Annotated in this window: 16 protein-coding genes; 10 read left to right on the forward strand and 6 right to left on the reverse strand. The window is 52.8% G+C overall.

Annotated elements, in window-relative coordinates:
• The 8 genes from JO226_RS08335 to JO226_RS08370 all read left to right on the forward strand — a co-directional run.
• A partial coding sequence (locus JO226_RS08335) for a DUF3459 domain-containing protein (protein ID WP_293547140.1) occupies nt 1–413 on the forward strand: 413 nt, incomplete at its 5' end.
• A gap of 404 nt (nt 414–817) precedes the next feature.
• The gene (locus JO226_RS08340) at nt 818–1,798 is read left to right on the forward strand and encodes a 6-phosphofructokinase (RefSeq protein WP_293547143.1); all 981 of its coding nucleotides are present in this window, start codon (nt 818–820) and stop codon (nt 1,796–1,798) included.
• A 10-nt stretch (nt 1,799–1,808) separates the two neighbouring features.
• Entirely contained in the window at nt 1,809–2,123 is a 315-nt protein-coding gene (locus JO226_RS08345) for a PTS sugar transporter subunit IIB (RefSeq protein ID WP_293547146.1), read from the forward strand.
• Nucleotides 2,116–3,483, forward strand: coding sequence for a PTS sugar transporter subunit IIC (locus JO226_RS08350; protein ID WP_293547149.1), 1,368 nt, complete (start codon nt 2,116–2,118; stop codon nt 3,481–3,483). Before JO226_RS08345 ends, JO226_RS08350 begins: the two co-directional genes overlap by 8 nt.
• Nucleotides 3,470–4,312, forward strand: coding sequence for a class II fructose-bisphosphate aldolase (locus JO226_RS08355; RefSeq protein ID WP_293547152.1), 843 nt, complete (start codon nt 3,470–3,472; stop codon nt 4,310–4,312). The genes JO226_RS08350 and JO226_RS08355 overlap by 14 nt, the downstream gene beginning before the upstream one ends.
• Nucleotides 4,313–4,378: 66 nt before the next feature.
• Nucleotides 4,379–4,648, forward strand: coding sequence for a hypothetical protein (locus tag JO226_RS08360; RefSeq protein ID WP_293547155.1), 270 nt, complete (start codon nt 4,379–4,381; stop codon nt 4,646–4,648).
• 20 nt (nt 4,649–4,668) lie between these two features.
• Nucleotides 4,669–5,106: a PTS sugar transporter subunit IIA gene (locus tag JO226_RS08365; protein WP_293547158.1), complete on the forward strand. Its 438-nt coding sequence runs from the start codon at nt 4,669–4,671 to the stop codon at nt 5,104–5,106.
• Nucleotides 5,103–5,657, forward strand: a complete 555-nt coding sequence (locus JO226_RS08370; protein WP_293547161.1) for an AAA family ATPase — start codon at nt 5,103–5,105, stop codon at nt 5,655–5,657. The genes JO226_RS08365 and JO226_RS08370 overlap by 4 nt, the downstream gene beginning before the upstream one ends.
• A 105-nt stretch (nt 5,658–5,762) precedes the next feature.
• Here JO226_RS08370 and JO226_RS08375 read toward each other — a convergent pair whose 3' ends face one another.
• Together JO226_RS08375 and JO226_RS08380 are read right to left on the reverse strand one after the other, a co-directional pair.
• Nucleotides 5,763–6,305 carry a CpmK protein gene (locus tag JO226_RS08375; RefSeq protein WP_293547163.1) on the reverse strand — a complete coding sequence of 181 codons (543 nt, stop codon included), beginning with the start codon at nt 6,303–6,305 and terminating at the stop codon, nt 5,763–5,765.
• Nucleotides 6,302–6,883 (reverse strand): spore coat protein CotH, encoded by a 582-nt coding sequence (locus tag JO226_RS08380; protein WP_293547166.1) that lies wholly within the window; start codon nt 6,881–6,883, stop codon nt 6,302–6,304. Before JO226_RS08380 ends, JO226_RS08375 begins: the two co-directional genes overlap by 4 nt.
• Nucleotides 6,884–7,333: 450 nt before the next feature.
• On the opposite strand from JO226_RS08380, the gene nrdD reads away from it, so the two are divergent.
• Both nrdD and nrdG read left to right on the forward strand, forming a co-directional pair.
• Nucleotides 7,334–9,469, forward strand: a complete 2,136-nt coding sequence (gene nrdD / locus JO226_RS08385) for an anaerobic ribonucleoside-triphosphate reductase (RefSeq protein ID WP_293547168.1) — start codon at nt 7,334–7,336, stop codon at nt 9,467–9,469.
• A gap of 76 nt (nt 9,470–9,545) precedes the next feature.
• On the forward strand, nt 9,546–10,010 hold the full coding sequence (gene nrdG, locus JO226_RS08390) for an anaerobic ribonucleoside-triphosphate reductase-activating protein (RefSeq protein WP_293547171.1): 465 nt from the start codon (nt 9,546–9,548) through the stop codon (nt 10,008–10,010).
• Nucleotide 10,011: 1 nt separating this feature from the next.
• On the opposite strand, the gene JO226_RS08395 is transcribed toward nrdG, so the two are convergent.
• The 4 genes from JO226_RS08395 to JO226_RS08410 are packed head-to-tail and all read right to left on the reverse strand — an operon-like array spanning nt 10,012 to nt 14,951.
• The gene (locus tag JO226_RS08395; RefSeq protein ID WP_293547174.1) at nt 10,012–11,922 is read right to left on the reverse strand and encodes a BglG family transcription antiterminator; all 1,911 of its coding nucleotides are present in this window, start codon (nt 11,920–11,922) and stop codon (nt 10,012–10,014) included.
• A gap of 56 nt (nt 11,923–11,978) precedes the next feature.
• Nucleotides 11,979–12,719, reverse strand: a complete 741-nt coding sequence (locus JO226_RS08400) for a KDGP aldolase family protein (protein WP_293547177.1) — start codon at nt 12,717–12,719, stop codon at nt 11,979–11,981.
• Nucleotides 12,716–13,834 (reverse strand): DgaE family pyridoxal phosphate-dependent ammonia lyase, encoded by a 1,119-nt coding sequence (locus tag JO226_RS08405; protein WP_293547179.1) that lies wholly within the window; start codon nt 13,832–13,834, stop codon nt 12,716–12,718. Before JO226_RS08405 ends, JO226_RS08400 begins: the two co-directional genes overlap by 4 nt.
• Nucleotides 13,818–14,951, reverse strand: coding sequence for an amidohydrolase/deacetylase family metallohydrolase (locus tag JO226_RS08410; protein ID WP_293547182.1), 1,134 nt, complete (start codon nt 14,949–14,951; stop codon nt 13,818–13,820). The genes JO226_RS08405 and JO226_RS08410 overlap by 17 nt, the downstream gene beginning before the upstream one ends.

The following is a 14,951-nucleotide window of genomic DNA, read 5'->3' on the forward strand; positions in this document are numbered from 1 at the left end:
CGCCGATGCAGTGGAGCGAGGCGGCGCACGGCGGCTTCACCACCGGCGAGCCGTGGATCGCGCTTTGCGATAACTACCGCGAGATCAACGCCGACGCAGCGCTTCGCGACCCCGATTCAGTGTTCTACACCTATCAGTCGCTGATTCGGCTGCGCAAAACGCTACCGGTGTTGACGTGGGGGGATTATCAGGATCTTCTGCCGCAGCACCCTTCCCTGTGGAGCTACCGCCGCCAGTGGCAGGGCCAGACCCTGCTGGTGGCGGCGAACCTCAGCCGCGAAGTGCAGACCTGGGCGCCGGAGCAAACCGATGACGACTGGCAAACTGTGCTCAGCAACTACCCGGACACCGCCGACAAACCGGGCGCAATAACACTGCGCCCGTTTGAAGCGGTGTGGTGGCTGCTGGGGTAATCAGGCAAGCTCCCCCGGCGGTACATCTGCCGGGGCGGCGAATATGAGCAATAATTTCATCACCGATACCCCCGCGCTTTCCCCAATTAATACTTTCATCAGCACAAAAATGCGCAGCTAATCACATTTCTGTCTTTTCATAACAATGCAAAGCCGCCTAAAGGAACATCGAATAAAACCGATTCCCGCAAAGTAAATTAACTCAATGATAATCAACAAAATAAACAAACAACTTTGACTTTTCTTTACTTCATAAAAGTGATGTCAATCACAAAAACAAACCATAAACTCATTGAGTCAAGGCTATGCATCGTTAATTTTATCACCACAATGTGATCTTCATTGCAAATACAGGGATTGAAATCAGGAAAAAATGTTTCTACGGGAATTAACGGGGAAACACAATGAAAATTGGCATTGTTATCAGTGGTGGAGATGTATCTGGAATTAATAACTTCATTTTCCAGATAGCTAAGCTCGCAAATGCGGAGATCACACTATTCAACGGTGGAATACCCGGTTTGTTAGATAAAAACCATCATGAAGTCTCCTGGCGTGATTTGGTTGATTTCTCTATTGCATCGATTCCCATCATTACGTCAGGGCGGACAACACGAAAATTAATACGGAGTGAATATGATGCAATTGCTAAAAAAATAAAATCATTACGCATTGATGTTTTGATTATGGCAGGAGGTGATGGGAGCCTGCAGTTTCTCAACACGCTGAGTGAGTTTGATATTAACTGCTTTGGGGTGGGAATGACCATCGATAATGACGTATATGGTAGTGATTATACGATTGGTTTCTCTACTGCCTGTGAACAGATTATTAAGGAGGTTTCTCGTTTAAGAAATACGGGGCGAGCACTACCGGGGCGTGTGTTTATGGTGGAAATATTAGGAGGCTACTGTGGTGAACTGACCCTGCAGTCGGCCATTAAGAGCAACGCGGATATCGCTTTAATTCCGGAGCATCAGATACCTGTAGAATGCCTGGCTGAGCGTGTGAAGCAAAAACTAACCAGTCAGAACAGTATCATTATTCTCTGTTCCGAAGGTTATACCCGAGAGTATTCACCAGGTTTTCAGGGTGCAATCGATACGATGATTAAGCAGCTTGAACCGCGTATTGGCGTACGTATCCGTAAAACAATTATCGGTTTTGGTTTACGTAATGGCGACCCGACCTGCGAGGAAATTTACCAGGGTACCATTATGGCTAATGAAGTCGTTCGATGTATTCAATCAGGGATGAAGAATAAAGCCATCATTATAAACTCAAGCAATAAGCCGATCCCAATAGATTTAATAAGTATGAAGAAGCGTCTGGTTGATGTAGAAGGACATTATTACAAACTTGCCAAACAACTCAATATTATTTGAGGAGACCTATATGCTAAAAATCCTTTGCGTATGTGGCTGCGGCCTCGGTTCAAGCTTTGCTATCGAAATGACAGCCAAAGCGGTTTTAAAAAAACTAGAGATCCCTGCAAAAATTGAGCATACCACAGTATCTGAAGCTGGGGCGTTTAAATCAGACATGATTCTGACGCAGAAAACATTTGCAGACATATTAACGGCAGATGCCAGTAAAGAAGAAATTAAACGGGTCGTGGTATTGAACAAACTCACAGACAAGGACGAGATTGAAACCAAGATTGTTGCATTCTTAAAAGAACATAATCTGAAGGTAGCAGACCATGAATAGTTTTGTAGAGTTTATCGTCAAGGATCTACTTGGTCAGGCTTCAATACTCATTGCATTTATCGCGATGCTGGGCTTGATCTTGCAAAAAAAATCGCCAGGAAAAACGGCGGAGGGAACGTTTAAAACGCTGCTTGGTTTTTTAATCATGATGGCTGGTATTAATATCATTGTCGCCACACTGACGTTTCTGAATGATATTTTCACCCATGGTTTTGGTATGAAAGGATACATCACTGATGTAGCAGCTATCGCCGGGTTAGCGAATCGGGAATTAGGTTCTGAGGTCGCATTAACGTTAATGGTGATTTTTGCCGTCAACATCATTATTGCTCGCTTAACACCGCTAAAATATATCTTCCTCACGGGTCAGGCTCTGCTTTGGATGGCAACCATCGGTGCAGTCATTGGCTACAAGGCAGGGTTGACCGGATTACCCCTCATTTTAACCGGTGGCATTTTCGGTGGCGTGATGGCAGTACTGATGCCTGCACTGGCACAGCCTGTGGTAAGGCGCATTACCGGTTCTGATGACGTAGCGCTCGGCCATTTTTGTACCATCGGTTATCTGGTACAGGCAGCCGTGGCCAAAGTGGTAGGAAAAGGCTCTCGTTCCACAGAAGAACTTGAATTACCGGATAACTTTAAGTTTTTACAAGATACCTACCTTGCAATGGCGGTTGTCATGGTACCCATGTACCTGATTCCCGCGCTGGCTGCTGGCCCGGAGTACATCGCTCAGTTCTCTAACGGCATTAACTACCTAATGTATGCCTTTATGCAGTCTATTCAATTCGTGGCTGGCGTATTCGTTCTGTACAGCGGTGTACGCTTATTACTCAATGAGTTAGTTCCTGCATTTCGCGGTATTGCGATGCGCATAGTTCCAGATGCCAAACCCGCGCTGGATTGCCCGGTTTTGTTTCCTTATGCCCCCAATGCGGTCATTGTCGGGTTTCTGGCAACCACTGTCGGTTCCATTATCGGCATGCTGATATTCCCGATGTTTGGTCTGGCAATGATTCTGCCGGGATTATTAACCAACTTTTTTGCAGGTGGCACCGCAGGGGTATTTGGTAATGCACTGGGCGGCCGTCGTGGCGCAATAATTGGTGGGATAGTACACGGTCTGTTTATTACCTTCCTACCCGCCATTCTGGTACCGATGCTCGAAAGCTACGGCTTTACAGGCGTCACGTTTAGTGACTCAGATGTCATCAGTTCCGGATTGGTTTTAGGGCATGTGTTCCAGCACAACTGGTTATTTGTTGCATTGTTCATTGTTTTTGTCGCCGCACTGGCATGGTTCGTAAACGGTAAAACTGGTCAGCAAAAAGAGGAGAGTGTTCATGAGTCTGTATAATTTCAACGATATTCTAAAAATCGCTCAGGAAAGAGATTTCAAAGCTATTGGTTCATTTAATCTACACTGTATTGAAATGCTACCCGCATTTTTCAAAGCAGCGAAGAATACCCATAGCCCATTAATGATTCAGATATCAACAGGAACCGCAGAATACCTGGGGTATCGTTTACTTGTAGACGCGGTATGCTCACTCGCAGACAGTGAAAATGTGCCAACCTGTTTGCATCTGGATCACTGCTCTGATCTCACAGCCATTAAAACAGCAATGGATGCCGGGTTCTCTTCAGTGATGTATGACGGCTCCCACCTCGGACTGAAAGAGAACATCGATAATACGCAAATTGTCGTGAAAATGGCGCACGCCAGAAACATCACGGTAGAAGGCGAGCTGGGCGCTATCGGTGGCTCGGAAGATGGTAAGTCAATCGCCGCAGAAAATATCTGTTTCACCACTGTGGAAGATGCCAAACGTTTTGTTGATGAAACACAGGTCGATATGCTGGCGGTCTCCATAGGAACAGTGCATGGTTTATATACTGGCAAAGCACAGATTCAACATCAGCGTTTGCAGGATATTAGCGCTGCGACGGGTATTCCTCTGGTCTTACATGGTGGCACAGGCGTCAGTGATGACGATATGCGTAAAGCCGTCACTGAAGGCATTAATAAAGTTAATGTCGGTACGGAAATGAATGTGCAATGGGTCGATAAGTGCAAAACGACCTTTGAGAAGGGTAAGGTGAATGACAGCGTGCGGAAATTTTTAATTCCCGCAAACCATGCTGTTACCAATGTATTAATGGAAAAAATCGCATTATTTAAGTAATACCCTATTTTTTATAATACATCATCACCAGGGTAGCCCTGTCACTCATCGGGGTGGGAGAGAATTATGTTTCAATTATTGAAGTCACTGTTAAAAAAAGAAAATAACCCGCCACAGGAGCATGATGAAGAATCCGCTGCATTGGCAGCCGAAATAGCCAAACTGGAAACTGAGTTACAGTGCGAACCTGGTAATGGAGAAATACAAAAGGCATTAATGCTAACCTATAACCGCGCACTCCCTATGTATGCTAAAAGCAAGGCATATCGCAAGGAAATAGATTCGCTTTTTGTTCGCATTGATAACTTACGCAATATTATTCGTCGTAATATTTAGGACAAAGATCAGGAGTCAAAATGACGATAAAAAACCTACTGATTGAGGCAGACGCAATTCAGGTCGGCGTCACAGAGTCGGACTGGCAAAAAGTCATTCAACTGGCGGCCAGCCCGTTAGTGGCACAAGGATATATTTCTGAAGATTATAGTCAGGCGGTGATTGATAATACCCTGAGCCATGGCGCGTATTATGTTTTTGATGAGGGAGTGGCGATCCCTCACGCCAGACCAGAATGCGGTGTAAATCGCAATTGCTTCAGTCTGGTGTTGTTGGAGCACCCGATCCGGTTTGCTGGCAGTGAAAAGGCAGACATTGTCATCATGTTTGGCGCCGAGGATAGCAACGCGCATATTGAAGAGGGTATCAGGGCAATCGTCGCCTTACTCGACAACGACGAACGCATGACTAAGTTGCGGGCAGCAAACTCCAGAGAAGAGGTTATCGCACTGCTATGAAACGATACCTTACTCCTGGTTGTAAAACAGTCATTCTGATTAACGGCATTCCCGCTTCAGGAAAGAGCACCATTACCCGGCAATTATCTGAAACATTACATCTCCCCTTCCTGACCATTGATGGGATTAAAGAACCCTTTATGGCGCGTTTCAATGATATTGACCGCACTTTCAATCGGCAGTTGGGATGTGCGGCATATGAGGTTATCTGGTCGATTATTGGGCAATCCCCCGCCAGTTGTGTCTGGTTGATTGATGCCTGGTTTGGTTTTCAACCACGCGAAACGCTGCAACAACTGGTGCAACAGGCAGGTATAGAGAGAGTATTAGAAATCTGGAACCAGATCTCTCCCGAACAGGTTGTCTCACGTTATGCCGAACGATTACAGCACCGCCAGCCGGGACACCCCGGCGAAGAATATCTCCCGGAGTTAGCATCGCTGGCGGAATACGCTGAACCTATGCGTCTGGGGCCAACCTTTACAGTGGATCAGCAGGCTTTACTGGATATTGATGCTTTAACATGTTGGATCGAGACTCAGATTGCCTGAGCCCTTCCCGGCCACGCTGCGCCCGTTTGAAGCGGTGTGGTGGTTGCAGGGGTAATCAGGCAAGCTCCCCCGGCGGCATGTCTGCCGGGGCGGCGGTCTGCGCATTCAGTAGAACAGATCTAACTGATAGGGCTCTCCAGTGATGGTCATTGAACCGTCTGCGTTGGTAAAAATATCCGCCTGATATCTGGCGTTCCCGATCCCCGTGACCATATTATCCAGGTCGGTGTACGCCCCCCTGATCGATTTATCTTTTGCCCAGGAGGGCAGATTTTCTATGTCATAGTAGAAAATTACCGACTTATTGCCATGGCCGCGGTTGACGATATCGTCAATGTGTTTCACGCGAATGCGGCCATAACAGAAGTCGCCATGCTTGTTAAATTCTTCCTGGCCTGCACGGGTTAGCGACCAGGTTTTCTTGTTGGGGGTCACTTTCACCAAACCAGCATCGACCAATGCCCACATTTTGGCATTAACCCACACCGACTCATTCTGTGTCATCGAAACGGGCCACAATGTTTCCCCCAGGCATAACGACGGTTGTCGATCCAGCGCCTGTTGAATCAGCTTTATATCATTATCGCGGTCGGTGCCGTGGCTGAGGAACGATAACAGCAGGCAACAGACGAGAAAACAGGGCCTCATTCCAGCGCCCTAAGGCTAATATGATTAAAAGCCTCATCCGTGTCGCTATATCGTTCTTTCGTCACATATGCTCTGGTGAGCTCCCAATAGAACAGAGAGACGCCAGGGTCTTGATCATTGATTTTGATATCATAACGACTAAATTTTACCGGAAGCGCATCCGTAACATCTTCACCATGTTGCTTACTCGCTAATTTGTAGGCACTGACGACAAAATAACCATTTGCTTTTTTATACAGCTGGTAGTTGGTTATTTTGATCGTGGAAGCAGACAGGCTGAAATCAGACCAGGTAAACCCCGTATCATTGGGAACGGGGATAATATTATATTCTCCATCCTTATTTTTAATGAAAATCGTCATGGTATGGTTGGGATGCGAGGTATTGTTATCAAATATGGCATCAATAACGATGTCTTTTATTCCATCGCCATTAACATCCAGCATATTGACGCCTTTCTGCAGCATAACCGGACTATGTTCGCCAGAAAACGCGCCAGGAGATATCAACATCAGCAGAGCGATGATGAACAGATTACGGTTCAATATGAAGGAAAAGGCCTGTATCAGGTATCTCATATAACTCCCTGTCAAATCTCGATGTCTCCCTTTGGAACAGAACGACATACCAGTATAGCCCCTTTTACAATATGCACAGGTGCCAATAGCCTCAAGCCCGCACAGTGACCACCTGATTTTGTTTATTTTTTACTCACCTTTCAAACGAAGAAATTTTCGTTAGGCTACATTGCCCGTCCTCTGTACTGTCCAGTTTTTACTTTGTCCTGAATCAAAAAAATCGCAAACATCTTTGATGCAAATCACTATATATAGAACTTAGAATGCATCCCGGCCCTACATATTGTATTAATCGTCTATTCTCTCACCTGAACCCGACTAAAAAACCCAGGGCGAGAATGTGGATAAAAAGGGCCGGAATCGGGGAAGTGTCTGGCAGGCAAGCTGAATCATGCCCGCGACGCGTCTTCCGCCTCTGTGGATAACCTGTTCTTTTAATATGGAGTGATCATGACACCGCATGTGATGAAACGCGATGGCTGTAAAGTGCCGTTCACCTCAACGCGCATCCAGGAAGCTATCCTGAGAGCCGCGAACGCAGCGGGAGTCGATGACGCAGACTATTGCGCCACCGTCGCAGAAGTCGTTAGCCAACAAATGCAGAGCCGCGAGCAGGTCGACATCAACGAAATTCAGACCGCCGTCGAAAACCAGCTGATGTCCGGGCCGTACAAGCAGCTGGCCCGCGCCTACATTGAATATCGCCACGACCGCGATGTTCAGCGTGAAAAGCGCGGCCGTCTGAATCAGGAGATTCGCGGCCTGGTGGAGCAGACCAACTCCGCGCTGCTCAACGAAAACGCCAATAAAGACAGTAAAGTGATCCCGACCCAGCGCGACCTGCTGGCCGGTATCGTCGCCAAACACTACGCCCGTCAGCACCTGCTGCCGTACGACGTGGTGCAGGCCCACGAGCGCGGGGAGATTCACTACCACGACCTCGACTACTCCCCATTCTTTCCGATGTTCAACTGCATGCTGATTGACCTTAAGGGCATGCTGACCCAGGGCTTCAAGATGGGTAACGCGGAGATTGAGCCGCCGAAATCCATCTCTACCGCCACCGCCGTCACCGCGCAGATCATCGCCCAGGTGGCCAGCCACATTTATGGCGGCACCACCATTAACCGTATCGATGAAGTGCTGGCGCCGTTTGTGACCGCAAGCTTCGAAAAACACCGCAAAGTGGCCGACGAATGGCACATTCCGGATGCCGAAGGCTATGCCCACTCGCGTACGGAAAAAGAGTGCTACGACGCCTTCCAGTCGCTGGAGTATGAGGTCAACACCCTGCATACCGCCAACGGCCAGACGCCGTTCGTCACCTTCGGTTTCGGTCTCGGCACCAGCTGGCAGTCGCGGCTGATCCAGCAGTCGATTCTGCGCAACCGCATCGCCGGGCTTGGCAAGAACCGCAAAACGGCGGTCTTCCCGAAGCTGGTGTTCGCGATTCGCGACGGCCTGAACCACAAGGTCGGCGACCCGAACTACGACATCAAACAGCTGGCGCTGGAGTGCGCAAGCAAGCGCATGTATCCGGATATTCTCAACTACGATCAGGTGGTTAAGGTTACCGGCTCGTTTAAAACGCCGATGGGCTGCCGCAGCTTCCTCGGCGTGTATGAAGAGAACGGCGAGCAGATCCACGACGGGCGCAACAACCTCGGCGTGATTAGCCTCAACCTGCCGCGCATTGCGCTGGAGGCGCACGGCGACGAAGCGGCTTTCTGGAAGCTGCTGGACGAGCGTCTGCAGCTTGCCCGCAAGGCGTTGATGACGCGTATCGCCCGTCTGGAAGGGGTGAAAGCCCGCGTGGCGCCGATCCTGTATATGGAAGGCGCCTGCGGCGTGCGGCTGAAAGCCGATGACGACGTGTCTGACATCTTCAAAAACGGCCGCGCGTCGATTTCGCTGGGCTATATCGGCATTCACGAAACCATCAATGCGCTGTTTAGCAACCAGCACGTCTACGACGACGCCGCGCTGCGTGAGAAAGGCGTGGCTATCGTTCAGCGCCTGCGCGATGCGGTTGACGAGTGGAAAGCGGAAACTGGCTACGGCTTTAGCCTCTACAGTACGCCGAGCGAAAACCTCTGCGACCGCTTCTGCCGTCTCGATACTGCGCAGTTCGGCCTGGTGGACGGCGTGACGGATAAGGGCTACTACACCAACAGCTTCCACCTCGATGTGGAGAAGAAGGTGAACCCGTACGATAAAATCGACTTTGAAGCAGCTTATCCGCCCATTGCCAGCGGCGGGTTCATTTGCTACGGCGAATACCCGAACATTCAGCACAACCTGAAAGCGCTGGAAGACGTCTGGGATTACAGCTACCAGCACGTACCGTACTACGGCACCAATACGCCTATCGACGAGTGCTATGAGTGCGGGTTTACCGGCGAATTCGAGTGCACCAGCAAAGGCTTCACCTGCCCGAAATGCGGCAACCACGACGCCTCCCGCGTGTCTGTGACCCGTCGCGTGTGCGGGTATCTGGGCAGCCCGGATGCGCGTCCGTTTAACGCCGGCAAGCAGGAAGAAGTGAAACGCCGCGTGAAGCATTTAGGGAACGGGCAGATCGGTTAATCCTCTGTCGCTTTCATGCCCGGTGACGCTACGCTTACCGGGCCTACAAACCGTCCACCCGGCATGGTTATACGCTATGAACTACCACCAGTACTACCCGGTTGATATTGTTAATGGTCCCGGCACGCGCTGCACCCTGTTTGTTTCCGGGTGCGTGCACGAATGCCCCGGCTGCTACAACAAGAGCACCTGGCGGCTGAACTCCGGGATGCCGTTTACCCGGGAGATGGAAGAGCGCATCATCGCTGACCTGAACGATACCCGCATTAAACGCCAGGGGATTTCGCTGTCCGGCGGCGACCCGCTGCATCCGCAGAACGTTGCGGATATTCTGCGTCTGGTGCAGCGCGTGCGCGCGGAGTGCCCGGGGAAAGATATCTGGGTGTGGACCGGCTATAAGCTCGATGAACTCAACGACGCGCAAATGGTGGTCGTCGACCTGATCAATGTGCTGGTCGACGGTAAATTCGTGCAGGATCTCAAGGACCCGGCGCTCATCTGGCGCGGCAGCAGCAACCAGGTCGTGCATCACTTGCGCTGAGTCAGAAGCGGCTCACGCACTCCATCGCCACCGTTTTAAACTCGGTAAAATCGCCGCAGGTACACAGCCGCGCCATTGCGCGCTCACGCAGGAAGGTGACGAAAATATCGTAGATGGCCATCGCCTCTTCATATTCGCTTTTGCTGATCGCCAGCAGGAAAATGACGTGGGCGGTTTCATCCCCCCAGGCGATACCCTGCGGGGCCAGCACGGTATAGACCACCGTTTTCTTTGCCAGCAGTCCCAGGGCGTGAGGCAGCGCGATGCCGTCACCCAGCATAGTGCTGACGATGGCTTCACGCTCGACCACTGAATCAACAAAATCGCCGTCGACAAACCCCTCTTCGCGCAGCTGCTGACACAGCTCGCGGAACAGCGTTTGCTGGTCGAGCGGCGTGTTGATAATGCGAAAATGGCGGGCGTCGAAATACTTTTCCAGCATCCACGGACGGGTTCTGTCGACCAGCACCAGTTTGCCTATCTGCTCAAGCTGATAGTCCGTGGGAAACGGCGACACCACCACCACCGGTTTGTCTTTTTCCGCCGCCCGCGCCGTGGAAACGACAAAATCTTCACTGATGGTCTCGCGCTGCTCATAGTCGCGCAGCGAAATAGTACCCGCCATCTCCAGCTGCGGGTACTTGCGCTGCAGCACGGCTTCAATCATCCGCGCCATGGCGTTACCGGCATCGCACACCAGCAGCACCCGCGGCTGGCGCTGGTAGCCGATGTTGTAGTGACGCTCCAGCCCGACGCCGATGTGCAGCACCAGAAAACCTATCTCGTTTTCGCTGATGGTCCACGGGGTGTATTTGCTCCAGCCGGAGACCGCCGCGAGGGTCATATCCCAGGCCATCGGGTAGTGCTGCTTGATGTTATCGAGCAGCGGGTTGGGGAGCATAATCTGGTAGCGCACCCGGGTTATCATGGTTTTGATATGCGTCAGCAGGTCGGCATGCAGCTGCGCATCGCTTAGCAGGTTGTAGTTATAGTGGCTGTTGATGTACTGCAGAATGTAGTTCACCAGCGCTTCGTCATCATCGGCGTTGATCTGGCTTGGCGCAATATCCCGCACCTGACGAGCAGCAATATGCACCCGCAACCAGTTCTCTTCCGACGCGGCCAGGGTTTTCCCGGCCAGATGCTGGATAACGCCGGCAATCTCCCGCGCCGCCTGCAGCACGTGCTCATCGACATCATCAGCGGTAAATTCCGGCAGCGGATAACCCTCGCTGATACGCCGCACCGCCACCGCGCAGTAGAGCCGGACGAACAGCTCGCCTTCATCGGTCAGGCGGATATGACAGCGGCTGAAAGCCTCCTGTAACGCATGCTCCAGTTGCTCCGGCACTCCTGCGTTGAGCGCCTCCTGCATCAGTCGCGGGTGCTGGTTGTCCTGCTGCGCCAGCTGCCAGAGCAGGTCCGTCAGACAGGCGCGAATCGACATTTCGCTGCCGAACAGTTTCACGCCGTGGCGCGGGCGCGTTTCCAGCGTCAGCTGATAGCGCGCCAGCCATTCGCGCACTTCGGCCATGTCGCCCTGCAGCGTCGCGCGGCTGACGAACCACTCGTCGGCGAGATCTTCAAGCTTGAGGGAAAACGCGGAGGTGAGAAAGCGCACCATCAGGTACTGTACCCGCTCGCTGGCGGTACGCGGCACCCGCAGCGCGCGCGGGCGCGAATCCTGCAACGACTGATAGCGCGCCGGGTCGTTGATGTGGAGCTGATAGCCGTTGCCACGGCTGAGAACAAACTGCGCGCCGTGCTGCGCCAGCAGGGCATTGAGCGCCGTAATATCGGCCCGAACGGTACGCGTGGAAACGGAAAGCCGCTGCGCCAGTTCATCCTGCGGCAGGGTTTCGTTTTGCAACATTTCAAACAATTGCGCCAGGCGTTGATTCGGGAATCGCACTGCAGTTTTCCTCTCTTTCAGCACGGGCGCCTGCGCGCCCGTCGTACAGCTTGAAATCACTCAACCAGCGCTTTGGTCATCGCCAGCAGTTGACGAACGTCCTCAGGGCGCGTATCACCGCTGTCGTTATCAATAATCGAGCTGTAGATATGCGGAATGATCTTGCTAACGCCCGCATCGAGGGCGATTTTCAGGATCTCGCCATAGTTTTCCAGATCGATCCCGCCGGTCGGCTCCAGCCAGAAATCGTGACGGGCGCAGGCCTCAGCCACGGCCTTGTACTCGTCACGGCTTTTCAGGCCGCCCATCGGGAAATATTTCACCGAGCTGCATCCCATGTCTTTCAACAGCGCGATCGCCGTATCAACAGGGACAATGCCGTCCTGCGCTTTGCTGCTCAGCGGACCCGTGGAGATTTTCACCATGCCAGGCGTCCCGGTCGGCGACACCAGACCGTTGACCACCGTGTCGTTTTGACCGAGCAGCGCGCGGCTGGTCGCTACGCCGGTGAACACCTGGTTCACGTGCTGCGGCTGCACCTCGCGGGCGATTTCGCTCACCATCTGCGACTGGTTCGGGTCCCCTGCGCCAAGGCCCACCGACAGCGCGTTGTCGATAAGCGCCGCGTACTCGCGCATGTCGGCAACCGCGGTGGCAACGTCCGGGTAGTTTTTCGACAATACGCCAACCAGCACGTGGCCTTCGGCGGCTTCATAAATGGCGCTCGCATTGACTTTAGACCCCGCCAGCACGTTCAGGCAAACACGGTCACGGTAAAAATTCGGGGTCAGCTTCATGCGTTTTTCTCCTTGTTCAGCACATCCGCAATTCGACGCGCCACAATCTCCAGCTGCTGCGCGTTTACGCTGCGCACATCGGCTTCAATAATGCCTTCGTTGGCCTTGTAGCCGCGGAAGTAAATAGCGTATTCGCCCTGCTTGAGCGCGTTGACCAGCTCGCTCGTGGCGATACCGGTGACGGCCTCATTAAATTTGATTTCGGTGCGGGCGATATCGCGCCCGGCGCTGTCCCAGACCACGCGAGCCGAGACGCCGTCAATGGCGTTCAGCGCGGCGATAAACGGCGTCATTTTTTCCACCATTTGCGCGCCGCTCTCTTTTTCCGCCGTCAGGTAATGTTCGATGGCGCAGGTCAGGCCAAGGATGCCTTCTTTACCCACTTTCATCGCGCGGCCGATACCCGCCGTCTGGCGTTTTACCCACTCGACGTACTGGGTTTTACCCACCACCAGACCGCTGGTCGGCCCTTCAATGGCCTTCGCGCCGCTGTAGATAACCAGATCCGCGCCGGAGCGGTAGTAGCACTGCAGATCCTCTTCCGCCGCCGCATCGACGATCAACGGAACATTGTGCTTGCGCGCTACCACCACCGCCTGCTCGACGCTGAGCATGCTCTTTTGCACGCAGTGGTGCGATTTAATGTACAGGATGGCGGCTGTACGCGGAGAAATAGCCGCCGCCAGCTGATCGGCGGAGCACTCGTTGGCATAACCCGCTTCCACGACCTTACCGCCGCCCAGCGCCACCATGGTGCCAACCGGGGCGCCGAAGTTAACGTTGTGGCCGCGCGGCAGCACGATTTCATTGTTTTCAATCACGGTGCTGTGCAGGTTTTCCAGCAGCCAGTCACTGTCTTTCACCAGCACGGCGGCGACGGACTGGGCAATCCCGGCACTGGCGCAAGAGACCACGGTCGCGCCTTCGACGTCCAGCAGATTCGCGATGTACTCCCCGGTCTTGTTGACCAGATCTTTCATTTCGAAGTAGTGATTCATACCGGTCATCACCACCTCAAGCACTTCAGGACGCGGCGTCGAAACGCCCAGCGCCGTCATACGGCCGGAGGTATTAATGACTTGTTTTAACTGATACTTCTCATAAATTGAAGGCATTTTCTGCGCTCCCCTGTTCGGTCATATACCCTTTGCCTGCGCGGATCGCGGCCAGAGGCACCAGATCCTGGTCCGCCTGCAGGGTGTCGTTTTCAGCATCCACCAGCGTAATCGGCTGGCGTTTTACGGTGAAGATGGTGAGGTCGGCGTCATAGCCCGGCGCCAGATGCCCCTTGTTTTTCAGGCGTACCGCCTCGGCGGCGTTCATGGTGACGCAGGCGATAACCTGCGGCAGCGACATGCCGATGGCGAGGAATTTCGCCATCACCCTTGAGAGCGAATGTACCGGCCCACTGATGCGGTTGCGGCAGTAAATATCAGAGCTGATGGTGTGCGGCAAAATGCCCATCGCAATGGCTTTTTTCGCCACCTCAAAGCTCAGGCTCGCCGTCCCGTGACCAACATCAAGCTTCACGCCGCGCCTGAGCGCGCCGGACACCGACGCGCGCAGCTCGCCTGCAGGCGTCAGGATACGGTTCGGCTTACCGTTATAGCAGTGGGTGATGATGTCGCCGGAGGTCAGCAACTCAGCAATCTCATCCAGGTTCGGCGGATTGTTGCCGATATGCACCATCAGCGGCAGATCTCCGTTGGCTTTCTGAATCGCCTTGGCGCGCTCAAGCGGCGTAATGCCGTTCTCGCCCACCACGCTGCTGCTCATCCGCGCCTTCAGGCCGACGATAAAATCAGGGTAGCGCTTGATAGCTGCCGTCGCGGCGTCGGCATCAATGTTCGCCATGTTCGCCAGCTCGTTTTGCGCAATCAGCCCGACCTTAGAGATATTGAGCAGCGCATAAACGTCGGTGGCCGCCTGACGGGTCAGCGCGTAGAAGGTATCCACATCATCCGCACCGGTGCTGCCCGCATCGATAACCGTCGTTACGCCGGTGGCAACGCCCACGCTGTCCGGCTCATCGTGATAAATCGGCGATTGCGGGTAGCAGTGCACGTGAAGATCGATCCACCCGGCGCTGACGTACTGCTCGCCGTTGAGGTCGACGACTTTCGCCGCCGCCCCGTCGATATCGCCCATTGCTGCAATTTTGCCGCCCAGGATGGCGATATCCGTTACCGTATCATCAACCAGACGCGCCCGTTTCAGCACTAAATCAAACAT

The sequence above is a fragment of the Pluralibacter sp. genome (genome assembly GCF_019237635.1).
GTDB lineage: Bacteria > Pseudomonadota > Gammaproteobacteria > Enterobacterales > Enterobacteriaceae > Enterobacter_B.

Bases quoted from the DNA above. Each gene is read 5' to 3' on its own strand.
- JO226_RS08345 (WP_293547146.1), top strand. From the start codon at position 1,809: ATGCTAAAAATCCTTTGCGTATGTGGCTGCGGCCTCGGTTCAAGCTTT.
- JO226_RS08410 (WP_293547182.1), bottom strand. From the start codon at position 14,951: ATGTTTGATTTAGTGCTGAAACGGGCGCGTCTGGTTGATGATACGGTA.
- JO226_RS08355 (WP_293547152.1), top strand. From the start codon at position 3,470: ATGAGTCTGTATAATTTCAACGATATTCTAAAAATCGCTCAGGAAAGA.
- JO226_RS08375 (WP_293547163.1), bottom strand. From the start codon at position 6,305: ATGAGGCCCTGTTTTCTCGTCTGTTGCCTGCTGTTATCGTTCCTCAGC.
- JO226_RS08340 (WP_293547143.1), top strand. From the start codon at position 818: ATGAAAATTGGCATTGTTATCAGTGGTGGAGATGTATCTGGAATTAAT.
- JO226_RS08400 (WP_293547177.1), bottom strand. From the start codon at position 12,719: ATGAAGCTGACCCCGAATTTTTACCGTGACCGTGTTTGCCTGAACGTG.
- JO226_RS08405 (WP_293547179.1), bottom strand. From the start codon at position 13,834: ATGCCTTCAATTTATGAGAAGTATCAGTTAAAACAAGTCATTAATACC.
- nrdG (WP_293547171.1), top strand. From the start codon at position 9,546: ATGAACTACCACCAGTACTACCCGGTTGATATTGTTAATGGTCCCGGC.
- JO226_RS08360 (WP_293547155.1), top strand. From the start codon at position 4,379: ATGTTTCAATTATTGAAGTCACTGTTAAAAAAAGAAAATAACCCGCCA.
- JO226_RS08350 (WP_293547149.1), top strand. From the start codon at position 2,116: ATGAATAGTTTTGTAGAGTTTATCGTCAAGGATCTACTTGGTCAGGCT.
- JO226_RS08365 (WP_293547158.1), top strand. From the start codon at position 4,669: ATGACGATAAAAAACCTACTGATTGAGGCAGACGCAATTCAGGTCGGC.
- nrdD (WP_293547168.1), top strand. From the start codon at position 7,334: ATGACACCGCATGTGATGAAACGCGATGGCTGTAAAGTGCCGTTCACC.
- JO226_RS08380 (WP_293547166.1), bottom strand. From the start codon at position 6,883: ATGAGATACCTGATACAGGCCTTTTCCTTCATATTGAACCGTAATCTG.
- JO226_RS08370 (WP_293547161.1), top strand. From the start codon at position 5,103: ATGAAACGATACCTTACTCCTGGTTGTAAAACAGTCATTCTGATTAAC.